General features: G+C 73.9%; 16 protein-coding genes and 1 pseudogene. 16 read left to right on the top strand and 1 reads right to left on the bottom strand.

Features of this window, described 5'->3' with window-relative positions; genetic code table 11:
- Nucleotides 1–166 (bottom strand): annotated as a pseudogene (locus ACFC1R_RS17975) (sulfate adenylyltransferase small subunit); the annotation flags it as partial.
- Nucleotides 167–331: 165 nt separating this feature from the next.
- On the opposite strand from ACFC1R_RS17975, the gene ACFC1R_RS17980 reads away from it, so the two are divergent.
- The 16 genes from ACFC1R_RS17980 to ACFC1R_RS18055 all read left to right on the top strand — a co-directional run bounded on the left by ACFC1R_RS17980 (nt 332) and on the right by ACFC1R_RS18055 (nt 17,500).
- Nucleotides 332–655, top strand: coding sequence for a hypothetical protein (locus tag ACFC1R_RS17980; RefSeq protein WP_375939573.1), 324 nt, complete (start codon nt 332–334; stop codon nt 653–655).
- Entirely contained in the window at nt 648–1,355 is a 708-nt protein-coding gene (locus ACFC1R_RS17985) for an SDR family NAD(P)-dependent oxidoreductase (RefSeq protein ID WP_375939575.1), read from the top strand. Before ACFC1R_RS17980 ends, ACFC1R_RS17985 begins: the two co-directional genes overlap by 8 nt.
- Nucleotides 1,356–1,376: 21 nt before the next feature.
- Nucleotides 1,377–2,780 carry a fatty acid--CoA ligase family protein gene (locus ACFC1R_RS17990; RefSeq protein ID WP_375939576.1) on the top strand — a complete coding sequence of 468 codons (1,404 nt, stop codon included), beginning with the start codon at nt 1,377–1,379 and terminating at the stop codon, nt 2,778–2,780.
- Complete coding sequence (locus ACFC1R_RS17995) at nt 2,777–3,811, top strand: hypothetical protein (protein ID WP_375939578.1); 1,035 nt, start codon at nt 2,777–2,779, stop codon at nt 3,809–3,811. The genes ACFC1R_RS17990 and ACFC1R_RS17995 overlap by 4 nt, the downstream gene beginning before the upstream one ends.
- Entirely contained in the window at nt 3,808–4,833 is a 1,026-nt protein-coding gene (locus tag ACFC1R_RS18000) for a polysaccharide deacetylase family protein (RefSeq protein ID WP_375939579.1), read from the top strand. Before ACFC1R_RS17995 ends, ACFC1R_RS18000 begins: the two co-directional genes overlap by 4 nt.
- The gene (locus tag ACFC1R_RS18005; RefSeq protein WP_375939581.1) at nt 4,820–5,620 is read left to right on the top strand and encodes a class I SAM-dependent methyltransferase; all 801 of its coding nucleotides are present in this window, start codon (nt 4,820–4,822) and stop codon (nt 5,618–5,620) included. The genes ACFC1R_RS18000 and ACFC1R_RS18005 overlap by 14 nt, the downstream gene beginning before the upstream one ends.
- The gene (locus ACFC1R_RS18010; protein WP_375939583.1) at nt 5,617–6,819 is read left to right on the top strand and encodes a glycosyltransferase family 4 protein; all 1,203 of its coding nucleotides are present in this window, start codon (nt 5,617–5,619) and stop codon (nt 6,817–6,819) included. The genes ACFC1R_RS18005 and ACFC1R_RS18010 overlap by 4 nt, the downstream gene beginning before the upstream one ends.
- A complete protein-coding gene (locus ACFC1R_RS18015; RefSeq protein ID WP_375939585.1) occupies nt 6,816–7,571 on the top strand; it encodes an endonuclease/exonuclease/phosphatase family protein in 756 nt (251 codons plus the stop codon). Before ACFC1R_RS18010 ends, ACFC1R_RS18015 begins: the two co-directional genes overlap by 4 nt.
- Nucleotides 7,568–8,221 (top strand): FkbM family methyltransferase, encoded by a 654-nt coding sequence (locus ACFC1R_RS18020; protein ID WP_375939587.1) that lies wholly within the window; start codon nt 7,568–7,570, stop codon nt 8,219–8,221. Before ACFC1R_RS18015 ends, ACFC1R_RS18020 begins: the two co-directional genes overlap by 4 nt.
- 34 nt (nt 8,222–8,255) lie before the next feature.
- Nucleotides 8,256–9,080 (top strand): hypothetical protein, encoded by an 825-nt coding sequence (locus tag ACFC1R_RS18025; protein WP_375939589.1) that lies wholly within the window; start codon nt 8,256–8,258, stop codon nt 9,078–9,080.
- Between the two features lie 121 nt (nt 9,081–9,201).
- A complete protein-coding gene (locus ACFC1R_RS18030; RefSeq protein WP_375939591.1) occupies nt 9,202–10,065 on the top strand; it encodes a hypothetical protein in 864 nt (287 codons plus the stop codon).
- A 23-nt stretch (nt 10,066–10,088) separates the two neighbouring features.
- On the top strand, nt 10,089–11,381 hold the full coding sequence (locus ACFC1R_RS18035) for a DegT/DnrJ/EryC1/StrS family aminotransferase (protein ID WP_375939593.1): 1,293 nt from the start codon (nt 10,089–10,091) through the stop codon (nt 11,379–11,381).
- Nucleotides 11,374–12,675: an FAD-binding protein gene (locus tag ACFC1R_RS18040; protein WP_375939595.1), complete on the top strand. Its 1,302-nt coding sequence runs from the start codon at nt 11,374–11,376 to the stop codon at nt 12,673–12,675. The genes ACFC1R_RS18035 and ACFC1R_RS18040 overlap by 8 nt, the downstream gene beginning before the upstream one ends.
- 23 nt (nt 12,676–12,698) lie before the next feature.
- On the top strand, nt 12,699–13,976 hold the full coding sequence (locus ACFC1R_RS18045) for a nucleotide sugar dehydrogenase (protein WP_375939597.1): 1,278 nt from the start codon (nt 12,699–12,701) through the stop codon (nt 13,974–13,976).
- Nucleotides 13,977–13,991: 15 nt separating this feature from the next.
- Nucleotides 13,992–15,026, top strand: a complete 1,035-nt coding sequence (locus ACFC1R_RS18050) for an NAD-dependent epimerase/dehydratase family protein (RefSeq protein WP_375939599.1) — start codon at nt 13,992–13,994, stop codon at nt 15,024–15,026.
- A gap of 164 nt (nt 15,027–15,190) precedes the next feature.
- On the top strand, nt 15,191–17,500 hold the full coding sequence (locus ACFC1R_RS18055; RefSeq protein ID WP_375939601.1) for a hypothetical protein: 2,310 nt from the start codon (nt 15,191–15,193) through the stop codon (nt 17,498–17,500).
- The last annotated feature ends 83 nt before the right edge of the window (nt 17,501–17,583 follow it).

Consider the following 17,583-nt stretch of genomic DNA (forward strand, 5'->3'; position numbering starts at 1 on the left):
CGCCGGAGAACAGGATCACCGGGCGCTCGAACTCGCCCGCCACCTCGCGGAAGACGTGCACCGACTCGGCTTCCAGGGCGTCGAGGTGCGAGAGCACGCGGGGGGCCTCGACGGAGGCCGGGGGACGGCTGTCGGCCGGTGTGCGGATGCGGTTCGAGGTCGTCATGTGATGCCCTCTCGAGAACCATTGACGGTCGGTCGGACGGTGACGGTGGCATTGACGGGCCGCATTCAACAGCGTAGCGTACACCCACTGTCTCCGACTGTTCTTGTTGTTTTGCCGACCCACTTCGTCTCATAGCGTTGTCCGTGAGAAGGGTTCTTCCGGCACATGACGCGCGAAACGGTCATTCTCCGTCTCATCTACGAAGCCATCGATGTCGTGAACGAAGGGCTGCCGCCCGGCGCGACCCTGGAAAAGGCTCCGGAACTCGCCCTGTTCGGCGCGGAGGGCCGGCTCGACTCGCTGGGACTGGTGGAGTTGCTGGCCGAGACCGAACTCAGGCTCCAGGACGAGTTCTCGGTTTCGGTCTCGCTCGTCGACGACAGGGCGCTCTCGCAGCGGAACAGCCCGTTCCGGTCGGTCGCTTCGCTGGCGAACTACGCGGCGGCGGTGCTCGGTTCGGAGCTCTCCGGGAGTGAGGCGGGTGAGTGACCGTGACCGGGTCATCGTCATCACGGGTTCGCGCAAGGGAATCGGCCGGCACCTGGCCGAGACCTTCGCCCGGCGCGGCTGGCACACCTACGGCTGCAGCCGGCAGCCCAGTGACCTGGACGACGAGCGCTACACCCACGCCTGCCTGGACGTGGCCGACGAGCCCGCGGTCGCCCGGCTGTTCCGTACGGTCCGCGCCCGGCACGGCCGGCTGGACGCCCTGGTGAACAACGCCGGCATCGCGTCCATGAACCTGGCGATGACCACGCCCGTGGCCACTCTCGAACGGGTGCTGCGCACCAATGTGGTCGGTACGTTCCTCTTCTCCCGCGAAGCGGCGAAACTGATGCGCCGTCAACGTAACGGACGTATCGTCAACTTCTCCACCATCGCCGTCCCGCTCAAGCTGGAGGGGGAGAGCGCATATGTGGCGTCCAAGGCGGCGGTCGAGGCGATGACGTCGGTACTGGCCAAGGAATACGCGGCCTACGGCGTCACCGTGAACACGATAGGTCCCCCGCCGATCGACACGGATCTGGTCCGCGGCATTCCACCGCAGAACCTCGCGGAGCGCGTCCTGGACCGGCTCGCCTTTCCCCGGTTCGGAGAACTGGCGGAAATCACCCACGCGGTGGACTTCTTCCTCAGCGAACGCGCCGGAATGATGACCGGCCAGACGCTCTACTACGGCGGTGTCTGAACCCCGATCGTCGGAGAATCGATGGACACAGGATTTCTGATCGGCGGTCGGCCGGGAAGTCGGGAGAACGACTTCATGAGCTGGCGCGGCCGAGGTTACTCGTACCGCCGGCTGATCGGCGCCATCGCCGAGTGGCACTCCCGCTTCGACCGCCTTTCGCTTCCCGCGGGCGCGGTCGTGACGGTGGAGTCGGACTACACGCCGAACACCACGGCCCTGCTGCTCGCGCTGCTGGAGCGGGATGCGATCGTCGCCCCGGTCAACCGTGACGGGCCGGCGGCGACGGCCGCCGAGATCGCTGCCGTCGCCCCGGTCTGGGGCAGCGTCGGCATCGACGCGGCCGACCGCTGGACCATCTCGGCGGGGTCCTCAGGGCCGTCCGGGCCGTCCGGGCCCTCGGGCACCGCGCCCCGGCCCCCGGTGCACCCGCTGATCGCGCGACTGCGCGGGCGCGGCCGGCCCGGCCTGCTCCTGCTCACCTCCGGCTCGTCCGGGCGCCCGAAGGCGGTGCTGCACGATGCCGACGCCCTGCTCGCCCGCTTCAGGCAGCCGCGGCCGCCGCTGCGAATGCCCGCCATGCTGGTCTTCGAACACCTGGGCGGCCTGAACACGCTCTTCCACACGCTGGCCACCGGAGGCACGCTGTACGCGCTGCCGGACCGCCGGCCGGACACGGTGTGCGCGGCCGTCGCGCGCCACCGCATCGAGGTGCTGCCGACCTCGCCCACCTTCCTGCAGCTGATGCTGCTCAGCCGTGCCCACGAACGCCACGACCTCGGCTCCCTGAGCCTGATCACCTACGGCTCCGAGGCCATGCCACAGGCCACCCTGGACCGCCTCAACGCCGCCCTGCCCGGTACCCGGATCAAGCAGACCTACGGGCTGATCGAGGTCGGGGCGTTCCCGTCGCACTCCCGGGCCCGCGAGTCGCTGTGGCTGAAGCTCGACGTCGAACACCGGGTGGTGGACGGCGTGTTGCAGCTCAGGACCCCGGCCGCGATGCTCGGCTACCTCAACGCGCCGAGCCCGTTCACCGCGGACGGCTGGTTCGTCACCGGCGACCTGGTGGAGTGCGACGGCGAGTACCTGCGGATCCTCGGCCGGGCGTCGGAGGTGATCAGTGTCGGCGGCGACAAGGTGTTCCCGCAGGAGGTCGAGGCGGTGATCCAGGAACTGGAGTGGGTCCGGGACGTCCGCGTCCACGGTGAGCCCAACGCCCTGATGGGCGCGGTGGTCTGCGCCCGGGTCCGGGTCGACGCCCCGGCGGATCCGCGCCACGGGGCCGCCGAGGTGAAGCGCCACTGCCGGGCCCGGCTGCCCCGGCACAAGGTGCCGGTCAAGGTGCTGGTCGGCAGCGCCGGGCTGCCGACCACCCGGGGCAAGAAGCTGCGGTACGTGCCGCCGGCCGCGGAGGCGAGCCGATGAGCCCGGTCCGCGTCGTGACGGCGGACGACGAGCAGGCCCTGGTCGACTTCCTCGGCGGCTTCCCCGGCGAACGGCGCGGCCCGGCGTTCTGGCGGGACCGGCTCGCCCTGTGGTGGCACCGCAACCCCGCCTTCACCGGCACACAGCCGCGCGGCTGGCTGCTGCACCGGTCCGGCGCGGTCGTGGGCTTCCTCGGAAACGTGCCGTCCGAGCTGCAACTGGACGGCAGGCCGGTGGACGTCTGGAACGCCACGACCTGGCGGGTGCGGGAGGAGTTCCGGGGCGAGAGCCTCGCGCTGCTGTTCGCGCACGCCACGGCCGCCCGGGGCGGCGTGGCCGTGTACTCCACCCCGAACGCCCGGGCGCGGCTGATCATGGACCGGCTGGGCTTCTCGCCGCTGTCCGGCGGCGACTCGACCGTGAGCCTGCTGCCGGCCGGCCCGCTCGGCCGCACCGGGCCGGCCGAACGCGCCTACGCCGCCCGGCTCGGCATCACCCCGCGGCCCGGCAGCCGGGGCGAACGCCGCACACCGCCCGGCTGCGAGGCCGTCGTGCTGCCCGACACCGACGAGCGCTTCGACGCCCTGTGGGAGCGGACCGGCCGTCAGTTCGCCGGGGCGGCGCTCCGGTCCGCCGCCACCGTCCGCTGGTACTGCTTCGCCGGCGCCCACCACCGCAAGATCCTGCTGGCCGCCCTGCGGGACGGCGCGCTGTGCGGCTTCGCCGTCGCACAGCGCGTGGAGACCGACCGGGTGCCCGTGCTGCGGCTGCGCGACCTGTGGGCCGACTTCTCGGACACCGCCGCCATCGACACCCTGTGCCTGGGCGCGGTCGCCGAGGCCGGGCGCGCCGGCTGCGCCCTGGTGCACGTCCCGCCGCTGGAGCCGCGCGTCTCCCGGCGGCTGCGCCGGCTCGGGGCGTGGCAGGGGGCGGCGCCGCCGCCGACCGGACGGCTGCGCGCCCCGGCCGGCCTGCTGCCCGACCCCCCGAGCCTGTACGTCTCCGAGAGCCTGGGTGACACCGGACTGTGACCGACATCCTCCCGCCCCCGCCCGACACCGCCGCCGTCCTCTGCTACCACGGGGTGTCCGCGGACGCCGTCGACCCGGACGTGCAGACCGTCCAGGTGCCCGCCGAGACGTTCCGCGAGCAGCTCGACCAGCTCGCCCGCAGCCACGAACTCGTCCCGCTCGGCGTGCTCGCCGACCACCTGCTGGGCGGCCGGCCGCTGGGCGCCCCCAAGGCGGTGATCACCTTCGACGACGGGTACCGCAACGTCCTCGACGTCGCCGAGCCGCTGCTGCGCGAGCGGCGGATCCCGTTCGCGGTGTTCGTGAGCACCCGTCACATCACCACCGGGGAGCGGTTCCCCACCCACGTGCTGCGTGCGGCACTGCACACGGCGCCGCCGGGCGAGGTGCGGCTGCCGAGCGCGGCCCGGACGTACCGGCTCGGCGACCGCACGTCGCGGCAACGGGCCGTGGCCGACCTGCTGCCCGTGCTGAAGGCGGCCGACCTGCGGGTGGTGCGCCGCCTGGTCGGGGAGCTCAGGGGCCTGCTGCCGGCCGGCGACTGGCCGGAGGTCGAGAGACGGTTCGCGGCCGACGCGGTGCTGGACTGGGCCGGGGTGCGCGCGCTGGCCCGGGCGGGAGCCGAGATCGGCTCGCACGGCCACGACCACGCGATCCTGCACGAGCGCGAGAGCCCGGCCGAGGTGCGCCGCCAACTCGTCGACAGCAGGCGGCAGATCGAGGCGAGGTGCGGGCCGTGCCGGTACTTCGCCTACCCCAACGGCGGCACGGCCGACGTCGGGCCGTACGCCGCGCGCCAGGTGCCGGCCAGCGGGTACCGGCTGGGCTTCGCCGCGGTGCGCGGCCTGCTCACCGCCGGGGCGGCCCCGAACCTGCTGCCGAGGGTCTTCGCCCCGGCCGAGCCCGGCCGGCTCCCGTCGCGCCTGGGCGAGGCGGCGGCGGCCACCGCGCGGTACCTGTCCTGGCAGCGGGGGCTCGGGGCACCCCGGACGAGAGGAGCGAGTGACGATGGGGCCAGGTGACGGGCGGGCCAGGCCGCCGGGCGGTGCCGACCCGGACCGTGCGGCACTGGCCGGGCGCTACCGCAGCGCGGGGGTCGCCCGGGCGTACAGCCGGCGCGCGCCGTACCCTCCCGAGGTCGACGAGATCCTGCTCGGCCTGCTCGGTTCGCAGCCGCGGATCGTGCTGGACCTGGGCTGCGGCCCCGGCACGCTGGCCCGCCGGCTCGCCCCGCACGTCCGGCGGGTCGACGCGCTGGACGCCGCACCGGAGATGATCGCCGAAGGGCGCCGGCTGCCGGGCGGCGATCACCCCGCCATCCGGTGGATCTGCGCCACGGCCGAGGAGTTCGACACCGACGAGCGGTACGGCCTGATCACGGCCGGGCGCAGTCTGCACTGGATGCGCTGCGAGACCGTCCTGCCGCACTGCCGCCGCCTGCTCACCGACGCCGGTGTGCTGGCGGTGCCCAGAAGCACCCGCGAGGTGCCGTGGCGGGCCGCCGAGGAGCGGTTCCTGGCCGGCTGGGCGACCTCCCGCCCGCGCCGGGACGTCACCGCCGAGCTGGAGCGGCGGGGGCTGTTCCAGCGGCAGGGCGAGCGGACCACACCCAGACTGACGGTCCGTCAGCCGATCGAGGACTACATCACCTCGTTCCACTCCAGGGAGGCGTTCCGGGTGGAGGATCTCGGCCTCGAACGCGCCCGCGCGTTCCGCGAGGGCTTCCGCAGGCTGCTGCGGCCGTACGCCCGGGACGGGGTGCTGAGCTTCACCGTGCTCGGCCGGGTGACCTGGGGACGTCCCGCGTGAGCGGCACGGGCGGGCGCCGCGTCCTGTTCCTGATCGAGGCGCTCACCACCGGTGGCGCGCAGCGTCAGCTCTACAACCTGGCCGTGCAGCTCGGAGGGCTGGGCCACCAGGTGTCGCTGGTGGCCTACCACCTGGTCGACTACAACCACCGCGACCACTTCCGGGGCCAGTTCGAGCGCGCGGGCGTCCCGGTGACGGAGGTCCCGGTGATGGCGCCCTGGCGGCGGCTCGGTGCGCTGCGGCGGATCGTGCGGGCCGCCGAACCGGACGTGGTGATCGCCTTCCTGCGGCGGCCCGGCCTGCTGGCGGAGCTGACCGGTCTGCCCGCGCGGCGGTTCGCACTGATCGTCTCCGAGCGCACCGGGAAGGAGGGCGGGCGCAACGTGCGGGATCTGACGCGCTTCCAGTTCCACCGCCTGGCCGACGCGGTGGTGGCGAACTCCGTGCACCTGGAGGAGTACGTCCGCGGTGCGGCGCCGTGGCTGGGACCCCGGCTGCGGCAGATCACCAACAGCGTCGACCTGGAGCACTTCCGGCCGGCCGACAGCCCGCCGCCCCCGCACGGCACGCTGCGGGTGCTGGCGGTCGGCCGCTTCCGCCCGGAGAAGAACTTCCTCGCGCTGGCCGCCGCGCTGCGGCTGCTGCGCACCACCGACCCGGCGCTCGACGTCACCGTCGACTGGTACGGCAACAACTTCTTCCGCGGGCAGACGCCCTCCCGGCGCTCGCGCCCGTACCTGGAACTGCTCGACGTCCTGCGCCGGTCCGGGCTGGAGGAGGTCTTCCGGGTGCACCCTCCGGTCACCGACGTCGTCCCGCTCTACCAGCGGGCCGACGTGCTCTGCCTGCCCTCCCGGTACGAGAGCCTGCCCAACGTGGTGTGCGAGGCGCTGGCCTGCGGCCTGCCCGTCCTGGCGAGCGCGGTCAGCGACAACCACCGCCTGGTGCGCGAGGGGGAGAACGGGTTCCTCTTCGACCCGCGTGAGCCGCACGGTGTCGCCGGAGCCGTCCGGCGCTTCGCGAAGCTCTCCGCCGAGGAGCGGGCCGCCATGGGCCGGGCCGGGCGGCGGCTGGCCGAGGAGCTGCTCGCCCCCGAGACGGCCGCGGGCCGGTGGGCGGAGCTGGTCGAGGAGGTCGTCACGGCCAGACGAGCGGCCAGACGAGCGGCCGGGCACGCGACCCGGCGGGCGGCACGGTGAGCACCGCGCAGCCGAGGTTCGTGGTCTGCTCGCTGAACCTCTGGCGGACCCGGCGCTGGCCGGACCGGGCACGCCCGCTCGACGCGTTCCTGCGCGGCCACCGGCCGGACGTCCTGGCCGTCCAGGAGCTGACGCCCGAGGTCCGTACGGCGATCGACACGTCGCTCGACGGCCACGACCGGGTGGCGGACGCTTTCCCCGGCTGGAGCCGGGAGAGCAACATCTACTGGCACCGCGGCCTGTTCGAGCCGGTGGCGCACGGGCGCGAGGACATCGGACAGCCGGAGGCGGAGCGGGGGCTGTACTGGGTCCGCCTGCGCCGGTGCGACGAGCCGGCGACGACCCTGGTGGTCGCCACCGCCCACTACACCTGGCCCGGCCACCCGGGTGAGCTGCGCACCGGCGTCAGCCCCCGCCCGGCCCAGGCCAGGGCGACCGCGGCGGCGCTCGCCCGGATCGCCCCGGCGCGGGAGGCGGTGGTCTTCACCGGCGACCTCAACGACTTCTTCCATCCGCTGCGGGTGCTGCGCGAGGCCGGACTCGACGACTCCTTCTCGGCCCTCGGGCGCACGCCGCGGCCCACCATCCCCTCGGTGCCGACCACCGGCGGGATCCCCAGCGTCGCCGACTGGATGCTGCACCGGGGACCGATCGCGCCGATGACCACCGAGGCGGTGGACTTCTTCGTCGACGGGCTCTCCCCGTCCGACCACAAGCCCCTGATCACCACCTACCGGATGGAGACGCCATGACACGGCCAAGCCCCGCGACGGGGCCCGGCTGGCCGGCGCAGCGCCTGCGCGCGCTGGCCGGCCGCCCGCGGACCGTGGTCGACGTCGGGGTGTCCCAGGGCACGCCGGTGCTGTACGAGGCGTTCCCGGACGCCTACCACGTCCTGGTCGAGCCCCGGGCGGAGTGCGAGCCACGGCTGCGCGAGATCCTGCGCGGCGTGCGGGGCGAGTACCACCTGTGCGCGGCCGGGCGCCGGGAGGAGGTCCGGGAACTGCGCCTGGAGCCGCGCCGGGCGGGCCGCAGCTCCTTCCTCGAACGCACCGCGCTCACCGCGACCGGGGACCCGCTGGAGGCCCGCGCGGTACCGGTGACCACGCTCGACGCGCTGCGGACGGCCGGCCGGCTGCGGCCGCCGTACCTGCTGAAGCTCGACACCGAGGGCTTCGAACTGGAAGTGCTCGCGGGGGCGGGGGAGTTCCTGCGGGACACCGGGCTGCTGATCGCCGAGGTGTCGGTCGCCCGGCGCTTCACGGGCGGCTACCGGTTCGCCGACTTCACCGCCGAGGCGGACCGTCTCGGCTTCGTCCTGTGCGATGTGCTGGAGGTGGTGCGGGATGCCCGGTCCGACGAAGTCAAGTACGTCGACGCCGCCTTCCGGCGCGAGGGCTGAGCCGCCGGCGCTGCGCACCGGGCCGGGGCTCGCGGTGCGCCTGTGCGCGCGGTGGTGGGAGCTGCACACCCGGCCGCAGCCGGAGCGCACCCGCGGCAACATCGCCAGGACCGACTGGCGGCCCCGGACGCCGGCGCTGCTGTTCGGGGTGCCGTTGCTGGCCGCGACCCTGCTGCTCGCCCCGGTCCTGGCCGGCCGGTTCGCCGGCCAGGGCGGGGCGGCACCGCTGGTGCGCTGCCTGGGCTGGACCCTCTGCCTGGCCGTGGTCTTCGGCTACGTGGCCAAGGTGACCACCGGGCGCCGGGGCTGGCCGCTACGGGGGCGCCACGGCGGTCACCGGGACGCGGCGGCCGTGCTGGTCGCGGCGCCGGCGCTGTTCCCCGCGGTGTCCGTGCCGACGACGGTGGGGGGCAACGCGCTCCTGCTCGCGCTGCCGCTCGCGGTCGGGGCGCACTTCTCGTACACGGAGAAGCTGCCGCGGGCCGCCGTGCAGTCGATCAACTCGGCCAGCTGGCGCGGCTCGCGGACCGCCGAGCGGTGGTGGATGCTGCTGCGGCTGCTGCTACTGGCGGCAGTGGCCGCGGGCCTGACGGCCCGGCTGCTGTCCCAGCCGGCGGGCCGGTGGATCGCCGTCGGCAGTGCGGTGCTGGGCCTGGGACTGTGGCGGGTCGGCCGCACGCTGCGGTCCGCCGGGTACTACCCGTACGTCCACCACTGGTTCGTGTTCCTGTGGCTGGCCGTGCTGAGCGCCGGATGGACGCCGCTGGTGTCCCTGGCGAGCGGGGCCTTCGTGGAGGGCGCCGCGCGGTGGAGCTGCGCGCCGCTGTGGCACCGGGACGTGCGCGGCGGTGCCGCATGAGCGGGCGGCGGCACCCCCGGGCCCGGGGAGAGCGGACCGACGGGAGGAACGCGGTGTGCGAAGCACGCGCCGGACGGCGGAGGCACCCCTCGGCCGCCACGGCCGGGGGAGGGGCGTGCGGATGAGCCTGCGGATCCGTCCCTCCGCGCTCGACAACGGTGCATGGCTGCAACTGCGCGAGTCCTGGGCGACCCGCTGGGACTCGCTGGCGGTGCACGCCCGGGCGCGCCGGTACGAGCGCGCCGACCTCGCCGCCTGCTGCCTGTTCATCGGCCATCCGCGCAGCGGCCACAGCGCCGTGGGCTCGGTCCTGGACGCCCACCCCGACGCGCTGGTGGCCCACCGGCTCGACGCGATGCGCTACATCGAGCGCGGCTACTCGCCGGCGATGCTCACCGGCATGATCACCGGCAATGTCCGCCGCTTCACCCGCGGCGGCCGCCGGCTGACCGGCTACAGCTACGCGATGCCCGGCTCCTGGCAGGGGCGGACCCGGAACCTGCGGGTGATCGGCGACCAGGAGGGCCGGCTGACCGCGCTGCGCCTGGCCCGCAACCCGGCCGCGCTGGACGCCTTCGAGCGGCGCTGGGGCGTACCGGTCAGGCTGGTGCACGTCACCCGCAACCCCTACGACAACATCACCACCTGGGCGCTGCGGCGGATGTCGGACCTGGAGTCGACCACGGCGGCGTACTTCGCGATCTGCCGCGAGGTCGCCTCGATCGCCGAACGCCGCGGCGGCGCGGGGGTGCTGCACGTGCGGCACGAGGAGTTCCTCGCGCGGCCCCGTGAACTCACCGCCGAGCTGTGCGAGTTCGTCGGACTCCAGGCCGACCGCGAGCACCTCGACCAGGCCGTCGGACTGCTCTACCCGACGCCGCACCGCAGCCGCCACGCGCAGCAGTGGCCGCCGCACCTGATCGCGCGGGTGGCCCGGGAGGCGAAGGCGTTCGCCTTCCTCGACGGCTACCACTGGGACAACTGACGTCCGACCGGGGGAGGCCGGCCATGCACCGAGTGATTCCCTGCCACAGTTCCTGTCTGCGGACCACCGACTACCTGCCCCTGCTGGCCGCGCCCGGACGCGGGCGGGCCCACCGGCAGCTGTCGCTGGAATCGGTCTGGGCGGGCCGGCTCACCGGCCGGCGCCTGCTGCCGATGCCCACCGGCCGCCACGCCCTGTGGGCCTTCCTCGCGCTGTGCCGCGGCCGGGTGGCACCCGGTGACGAGGTCGTCCTGGCCGGGTTCAACTTCTACGTGGTCGCCGCCGTGCTCCGGCAGTGGGGCCTGGTGCCGGTGTTCGCCGACATCGAGCCGGACACCCTCTGCCTCGATCCGCAGCGGATAGCTCCCCTGGTCACCGAACGGACCCGCCTGGTCGTGGTCACGCACATGTTCGGTCACCCCGCCGACCTGGCCGGCATCCGCGCGGTGTGCCGCCGGTTCGGGCTGCTGCTGTTCGAGGACTGCGCGCACGCGGTCGGCACCCGCGCGGCGGACGGCGCGCAGGTCGGTGCGGACTCGGACGGCGCACTGTTCAGCTTCGGCATCCAGAAGATCGTCAACACCTTCGGCGGCGGCATGCTGGCCGTACCCGAGGAGCTCGCGGCGGCCGGCCCGCTGCCCGGCCACCACCCCTCACCCGTCGAGGCCTTCGTCTCGGTCTGGTCCCGTGCCGCAGGCTCGGCCGTCACCCAGACACCGGTGGCCGACTGGTCCGTCCAGCCCGTGCTGCGCCTGTCACGGGCGCTGGCCCGGCGCGGCCACGGGGGTCTGAGCCGGATCCTGGAGCCCGCGCGCAACGACCCCGCCTACCGCTTCGACCCCGACGGCCGGTCGCCCTACCGCGACTTCATGCGGCCCATGCTCGCCGCCCAGCTCGGGCGGCTCGACGCGAACGTCCGGGCCAGGCGGGAAGTGCGGCAGCGGATCAGGGAGCGCCTCACCGGCGTTCCGGAGATCGGCTGGCTGGCGGAGGACCGCCACGGGCTCTCCAACGCCGCGTACTTCGGGATCCACGTCCCCGATCCGCCCGGCCTCGCCGCCTTCCTGGCCGGACGCGGGGTGACGGCCACCGCCGGCGACTTCCGCGACTGCTCGCGGCTGCCGCAGTTCGCCGCCGCCACCGCCGACTGCGCCAACGCCCGCCGGGCCGACTCCCGGCTGCTCAGGCTGCCCAGCCACCCGACGCTGGGGGAGCGCCAGATCGACCGGATAGCCGACGCCGTCCGGGACTTCTTCACGCAGCCCGCGCCGGCCTCCACCTCTCTGGCGGTCCGTCAGGGAGGCGGCCGTGGCTGACATCCAGGTCCCGATCGCGAGCTGGTCCCACCTGCTGCCCACCCGCACCCGGCTGGTGCCCTACAACCGGGCGATGACGGCCGCCCTCGACCAGCTGGCCGGCCCGGTCATCTTCCGCGGCGCCGGCCGCAGCTTCGGCGACTGCGCCTACGTCTCGAACGGCACCACCATCACCTCCGGGGAACTGCACGGCATCCTCGACTTCGACCGGAGCGCCGGCGTCATCGAGTGCGCCAGCGGGACCTCGCTGCTGGCGCTGCACCTCGCGGTCAGCGGCAGCGGCTGGGCCGTGCCGGTCTACGGCGGCACCCGCTGGGCGACCGTCGGCGGTGCGATCGGCAACGACATCCACGGCAAGAACCACGCCCGCCGCGGCAGTTTCGGCAATCACGTCCTCGGCCTCACCCTGCTCACGGTGGACGGCAGCCTGGTCACGGCCTCGCCCGACAGCCACCCCGACCTGTTCGCCGCGACCGTCGGCGGGATCGGGCTGACCGGCCTGATCACCTCGGCCCGGCTGCGGCTGGTGCCCGCCGTCTCGGACACGGTACGGGTGCGGGCCGTCCCCTTCACCCGCACCGCCGGCCTCGGGCGGTTGCTCGAACAGACCGACTGCGGCTACCAGTTCGGTTGGCTTCGGCACCCCTGCCAGCAGGCGTGCGGGCTGCACTACCGCGCGGAGCACGTTGCGGTGGACCGGCCCCGCGACCGGGATCCGCGCCGCCGGGGCGCGCTGCGGGTCAACCTCGCCACCCCGGTGGTGCTCGGCAGCCTCGACCGGCTGCGCCACCTCGCGCACCGACGGCTGGACCGGACGATGCACGTGATCGACCTCAACTACTGGGGCGACCGCTTCGAGTTCCGCAGCAACCTGTTCGGCCGCCGGGGCTTCCACGAGTACCAGTTCACCGTGGCCGCCGAGGTCTTCGACGAGGCCGTGCGCACGCTCGGCGGCATGCTCGCCGGGGCCGGCCTGCACAGCTACTTCACCGTCGCCAAGCGGCTCGGCGGCCAGCGCCCCCCGGGCCTGCTCTCCTTCCCCCGGGAGGGCTGCACGCTGAGCACCCAGATCCCCGACGGGCCGGGCGTGCTCGGCGTGCTCCGGTCCTTCACCGAGATCGTGATCGACCTGGGCGGACGGGTCTACCTGGCCAAGGACTCCTGTGTGACGAAGAACCAGCTGGAGCGGATGTATCCGGAGATCGACCGGTGGCGCGGGATCGTCGAGAGATACGACCCGAAGGGTCTCATCCAGTCCGACCTGGCCCGGCGACTGGACCTCAAACCATGGTGAGCACAACGGAGTTCGGGGGCGGAATGAGGAACGCGCGCGTGGTGGTGGCGGGCCAGGGCTACGTCGGCCTCCCACTGGCCGTCCGGGCGGCCGAGGCGGGCCACCGGGTCCTCGGCTACGACGTGGACGAGCACCGGGTCAAACGGCTCGTCCTCGGCCGGTCCTACGTGGCGGACGTGGCCTCGGAGCGGCTGCACCCGCTGCTGGCGTCCGGCGCCTACCGGGCCGGCCTCGACCTGACCGGCTGCGCCGGCTTCGACATCGCGGTGATCACCGTCCCCACGCCGCTGCGGGACGGCACACCGGACCTCTCCCACGTCCGGGAGGCCGCCCGGACCATCGGCGGCCGCCTGCGCCGCGGGGCGACCGTGGTCCTGGAGTCGACCACCTACCCCGGCACCACGGACGAGGTGGTCCAGCCGATCCTGGAGGCCGCGTCAGGACTGGTCGCGGGCCGTGACTTCCACCTCGGTTACAGCCCCGAGCGCATAGACCCGGGCAACCGGCACTGGAACCTGGTGAACACCCCCAAGATCGTCTCCGGGATCGACCGGGCCTCGCTGGAGCGCGTCCGGGCCTTCTACGCGACTTTGGTGGACACCGTCGTCCCGGTCGCCGACTGCCGGACGGCCGAGCTCAGCAAGCTGCTGGAGAACACCTTCCGGCACGTCAACATCGCACTGGTGAACGAACTCGCCATGTTCGCCCACGACCTGGGCATCGACGTCTGGGCGGCGATCGAGGCCGCCGCCACCAAGCCGTACGGCTATCTGCGGTTCGTGCCCGGCCCGGGGGTCGGTGGGCACTGCCTGCCGATCGACCCCTCGTACCTGTCCTGGCGGGTGGAGCGGACCCTCGGGCAGCGGTTCCGCTTCGTGGAGCTCGCCAACGACATCAACAGCCACATGCCCGACTACGTGGTCAGCCGGCTGATCGAGGCGCTCAACCGGCGCGAACGGGCCGTCAACGGTGCCCGGATCCTGCTGCTGGGCCTCGCGTACAAGGCCAACACCGGTGACGCCAGGGAGACTCCGGCCGCCCGGATCATCCAACTGCTGGGCCGGCTGGGCGCGGAGGTCCGGGTGGCGGACCCGCACGTGATCGACGCGCTGCACACCGGGAGCCAGGAGCTCCTCGACGCGCGGCGGGTCTGCGCCACGCCCGACGAACTGCGGGCCGCCGACGCGGTCGTGCTGCTCGCCGACCACGACGAGTTCGACTACGACGCCATCGAAACCCACTCCGCCTACGTGCTGGACTGCCGACACCGCGTCGGCGGCGACCGCACCGAAGCCCTGTGACCAGGAGGACCCGTCGTGCGGATCGCGATCACGGGAGGCGCCGGATTCATCGGCGGCAACCTCGCCCACGCGCTTGCCAGCAGGTCCGAGATCTCCCACATCCGGGTGGTCGACGACCTCTCCACCGGCAGCCGGGCGAACCTGGAGGGCGCCGCGGTGGAGTTCTTCGAAGGCAGCGTCCTTGACCCGGGCCTGCTCGACCGGGTGTTCCGCGGCGTCGACAGCGTCGTCCACCTCGCCGCCCTGCCGTCCGTGCCGCGTTCCGTCCGGGATCCACTGGCCAGCCACCACGCCAACGCCACCGGCACCTTGCAGGTCCTGGAGGCCGCGCGCCGGGCGGGTGGCCCCCAGGTGATCGCGGCGTCCTCGTCCTCGGTCTACGGACTGAACCCGCACCTGCCCAAGCACGAGGAGCTGCGGGCCGCCCCCAGGAGCCCGTACGCCGTCGGCAAGCTCGCCTCGGAGGCGTACCTGACCGCCTACCACCACTGCTACGGGCTGCCCGTGCTCCCGTTCCGGTTCTTCAACGTGTACGGCCCCCGGCAGCCCGCCGGGCACGCGTACGCCGCGGTCGTCCCGACCTGGATCGGCGCACTGCTCACCGGGCAGCCGCTGGTCGTCCACGGCGACGGGAACCAGAGCCGGGACTTCACCTACGTCGAGACGGTCTGCCAGGTGCTGGGCGCGGCGGCAGTGGGCCGGGTCGTCCACCCCGACCCGGTGAACCTCGCCTTCGGCACCCGCACCTCACTGCGCGCCCTGATCGCCGAGTTGGAATCGGCAACCGGGCTGCGCGCCGAGGTCCGGTACACGGCTGCCCGGGTCGGCGACGTCAGGAACTCGCAGGCCGACAACACCAGGCTGCGCGCCCTCTTCCCGGACGTGGCCCCGGTGCCGCTGCCGGAAGGCCTCAGACTGACCGTCGACTGGTTCAGGTCGGCCCCCGACGCGGTTCGGGCCGGGGTAGGCCGGGTCGACGGTTCACCTGATCAGGTGATTCCCTCGCCTGTCAGTCGCATGCGAAGGAAGCCGGACACGGGCCACCGCTAGCTTCGGTCGAGGCCGGCTGCCGGTCGATCTCCGCCGCGGCCGGCCGGCGTACCGGTTCCACATCCAGTCGGAGCGCAAGCCCCGACGAACGTCCGCATACGGGTAGCGGCGGCCCGAGCCGCCCGCACCGGCCGTCCCGGCCAGAACTCGGAGGAGACCGCACCGTGACTTCCGTTCTCGACAGCTCCAGGACCGAGCAGTTGGCAGTACCCGGCACGATCACCGCGTTGGCGGGGAGCGGGGTCCGGGGCTTCGGCGGTGACGGTGGTCCGGCGGTGGACGCCCTGTTGAACCACCCGTCGGGGATCGTGTTCGACGACCGGGGGAACCTGCTGATCGCCGACACGCACAACCACCGGATCCGGGCCGTCTCGCCGGACGGCCGGATGAGTACGCTCGCCGGTACCGGGGTCCGGGGCTTCGGCGGTGACGGCGGGCCGGCGGTGGACGCCCTGTTGAACCACCCGTCGGGGATGCTCCTCGACGATCGGGGGAACCTGCTGATCGCCGACACGCAGAACCACCGGATCCGGGCCGTCTCGCCGGACGGCCGGATGAGTACGCTCGCCGGCACCGGGGTCCGGGGCTTCGGCGGTGACGGCGGGCCGGCGGCCGAGGCCGTGCTGAACCAGCCGATCGGGCTGGTGCTGGACGCCTTCGGGCACCTCTACCTGGCCGATCACAGCAACCACCGGGTCCGGCGGATCGCACCGGACGGCCGCATCACGACGGTGGCCGGCGGAGGCACCGCGCGCGGGGCGGCCGCCGAGGGCGGACCGGCCACCGCCGCCGAGCTGTACTACCCCTCGGGCCTCGCGCTGTGCCGCTCCGGAACGCTCTACTTCACCGACACCCACAACCACCGGGTCCTGAAGGTCACTCCCGACGGGCTGCTGCTGCCGGTGGCGGGCACGGGCACCGAGGGGGACAGCGGCGACGGCGGCCCCGCGGTCGCGGCGCGGCTCGACAAGCCGCTCGGACTGGTGCTGGACGGCTCCGGGAACCTGTACGTCGCGGACTGGGGCAACCACCGCGTCCGCCGGGTCACACCGGACGGCGGGATCTCCACCGTGGCCGGGACGGGCCGCAGCGGCAGCACCGGGGACGGCGGCCCCGCCGCGTCCGCCCGGCTCTACTACCCCGCCGGGCTCGCGCTGGACCCGTCCGCAGCCCTCCACGTCGCGGACTGGGCCGGTCACCGCGTGCGCCGGATGCCGTCGGCCGCCAGGACCCCCGAGCGGCCGGGGACCGCGGAGCTCGTCAGCGAACCGGTGGGCCCCGGCGTGGTGCAGCGGGGGATGCCCTTCGACCTCGGGACCAGGCTCCGGAACCGGGGGCCGGTCACCGCCCGCGGCGAGGACGTCACGGTGGTCCTGGCCCTGCCCGAGGGCCTGACCGCGCTCTCCGGCCGCGGTGGCCCGGCCGGGCAGTGGGAACGGAGCTTCCCCGGGGCGCGGCTGCGGATCGATGACGGCTCGCTGGACGGGGTGTTCCGGGTCCGGGCCGCCGAGACCGTCCGGCCCGGACCCTACACGGCGGAGCTGACGGTCAGGCACGAGACGGGGGACCACCTCCAGGAGCACACCGTCCTGCTGACCGTGGCCGTCGTCGCCCCGACCCCGGAACTGGACGAGTCGGCACTGACGGTACGTCAGGACAGCGTGCCAGAGGCGGCACCCGGCCAGTCGGCCGTCCTGACCGTGGCGCTCGAAGCCTGCGCCGGGCGACGGGTGCAGCCGGGGGGAGTGCTGCAGCGGTTCACGGCCCCCGGCGGCTTCGTCTTCACCGGAGTGCCGACGTACCACTACGGCAGCTCCCACGCCGGATTCCTGGACGGCTGCCGGATCGAGGACTCGGGCCGGACGCTCACGGTGATCGGCAACCCGCACCTGAACACCACGGGCGACGACTGCGGCCCGCTCATGTACGTGATCCCGGTCAAGGCCGCCGACGACGCCGAGGCCGGCACCCGGACGGACGGCGTGGTGATCATCGGCCGCAACGGTCCGGTGCCCCTGGCCGGGACGGTCACGGCCGGCCCCGGAGCCGAACCGAAGGTCGACGCCCTCGCGCTCGTCGACGGCGTCGACCGGTCGCACGACGGGTCCCAGGGCGGGTCGCACAACGGGTCGGGGTCGGTGCGGATCCGGGCACTTCGGGGTGGCCGGGGAGTTGCAGGAGTCCGCCTGCGGTTCACCCTGGCCGAGTCATCCCGTGCGGTCTTCGCGCTGACCACGGGGCCCTGTCCGCAGGCCGACGTCCGGACCGGTCCGGACGGCGTCGCGATGCTTCCCCCGTGGTCGTCCGGCGGCGCGTTCCCGTCCGGAGGCGTGGGAGGCGGGCAGGTGGAGGTCGACGTCTGTGCGCCGGACAGCCCCGCGGCAGAGGTGCTGCGCCTGTCGGTGGCGCCCTCCGCCGGGCCGGCGGGGCCCGTGCCCCATCGCCGTGCCGCCGCCCGGCGGACGGGAGTCTGAAGCCGGCCCCGGGGCCCTGGCGGGCGGAGCCGTCGTGGACGGGGCCTCGACATCCGCGGGCACGGTGCTCCGCGGGCACGGTG

Origin of the sequence: Kitasatospora sp. NPDC056138 (assembly GCF_042264695.1) — a bacterium.
Lineage (GTDB): Bacteria > Actinomycetota > Actinomycetes > Streptomycetales > Streptomycetaceae > Kitasatospora.

Excerpts from the sequence above, each read along its gene's own strand:
- ACFC1R_RS17980 (WP_375939573.1), top strand. The coding sequence starts at position 332 with ATGACGCGCGAAACGGTCATTCTCCGTCTCATCTACGAAGCCATCGAT.
- ACFC1R_RS17990 (WP_375939576.1), top strand. The coding sequence starts at position 1,377 with ATGGACACAGGATTTCTGATCGGCGGTCGGCCGGGAAGTCGGGAGAAC.
- ACFC1R_RS17995 (WP_375939578.1), top strand. The coding sequence starts at position 2,777 with ATGAGCCCGGTCCGCGTCGTGACGGCGGACGACGAGCAGGCCCTGGTC.
- ACFC1R_RS18005 (WP_375939581.1), top strand. The coding sequence starts at position 4,820 with ATGGGGCCAGGTGACGGGCGGGCCAGGCCGCCGGGCGGTGCCGACCCG.
- ACFC1R_RS18020 (WP_375939587.1), top strand. The coding sequence starts at position 7,568 with ATGACACGGCCAAGCCCCGCGACGGGGCCCGGCTGGCCGGCGCAGCGC.
- ACFC1R_RS18030 (WP_375939591.1), top strand. The coding sequence starts at position 9,202 with ATGAGCCTGCGGATCCGTCCCTCCGCGCTCGACAACGGTGCATGGCTG.
- ACFC1R_RS18035 (WP_375939593.1), top strand. The coding sequence starts at position 10,089 with ATGCACCGAGTGATTCCCTGCCACAGTTCCTGTCTGCGGACCACCGAC.
- ACFC1R_RS18045 (WP_375939597.1), top strand. The coding sequence starts at position 12,699 with ATGAGGAACGCGCGCGTGGTGGTGGCGGGCCAGGGCTACGTCGGCCTC.